Genomic DNA, 535 nt, shown 5'->3' on the forward strand with positions numbered 1-535 from the left:
AATTCAACGACTATACTTGCTTGACCTGCTTGGACTGTCTTATCAGCTTTAGCATAGAGAGTAAGTTCTTCATCATAAGGGACAAATTCCTTTTGATTGCTAGGCTTAACTTCTTTGACTGCCTGCTGTTTGATTTCTGCTTCACCAAATTCAGTTCCTCCAGCAGTACTGCCTATTTTAACCTTCGTGTCCGAAAATGCTGTCTTGACATACACTTTAATTGAAGTAATCAAAGCACCACGAGGGAGGGTGCCTATCTTCATCACCTTTTCTTTATCTTCATAGCTAAAATTAAGACGCAAAAAGCTTACCTGCTGCGTATGAAGATTTCTCCCTTGCAAGGGCTGTGGTAAATAATCTGCCATGTCTTATCCCCTCAATGATTTGTCACAAATTGCACGACCACAACACACTCACCAGCATCAGTGGTTTTATCTCGTGTTGCATAAAGGGTCATTTCTTTATCCTCTGGAGTAAAAACCTTTTGGTCTGTTGGTGTAAAATCTTGCGTATTTTGGGCTTTGATGTCTTTTTC

The 535-nt window shown here is 40.2% G+C and carries 1 protein-coding gene; it reads right to left on the reverse strand.

The genetic code is table 11. From position 1 onward, the window contains the following. The coding region (locus tag ACFIMQ_RS09745; RefSeq protein ID WP_375703966.1) for a hypothetical protein at positions 1-365 on the reverse strand (365 nt) is incomplete at its 3' end. Positions 366-535 lie beyond the last annotated feature (170 nt).

It is taken from the genome of Bartonella sp. AD13SXNS, from assembly GCF_042196465.1.
Classification (GTDB): domain Bacteria; phylum Pseudomonadota; class Alphaproteobacteria; order Rhizobiales; family Rhizobiaceae; genus Bartonella.